This is a genomic window from Shewanella sp. S1-49-MNA-CIBAN-0167 (assembly GCF_040310145.1).
Taxonomy (GTDB): domain Bacteria; phylum Pseudomonadota; class Gammaproteobacteria; order Enterobacterales; family Shewanellaceae; genus Shewanella; species Shewanella psychromarinicola.
In genome coordinates, this window is the sequence record NZ_JBEOPO010000171.1 from 1 (window position 1) to 307 (window position 307).

Sequence of the window (307 nt, forward strand, 5' to 3'; positions counted from 1 at the left end):
GTTGTATAATGGGCCATTGAGGCCACAAATAGCGAAATGATACGCCATGAATTGTCGCCGTGAGTAACGTAAGCCCTAATACATAGCCGCTGTAATAACTGTAACTATAAGATGCCGACGCGAGCGCGATAAATAAACTGAACAAGCAAATAGCGAGTAATAATCCTATTTGCATGCCATTAAACAAATTCTTAGTTTCAGTGAGTTGGGTTAGGTCGTTTGATGACCACAACACTAATGGCAAACTGATGCTACCTTTTCTGTCTATTTTTAAATAAAAAGTATGTGTATAACCAGGTTCAAAATT

The 307-nt window shown here is 38.1% G+C and carries 1 protein-coding gene; it reads right to left on the reverse strand.

Annotation, left to right across the window (positions count from 1 at the left end):
* The coding region (locus AAEZ00_RS20855) for a 7TM diverse intracellular signaling domain-containing protein (RefSeq protein WP_351089787.1) at positions 1-307 on the reverse strand (307 nt) is incomplete at both ends.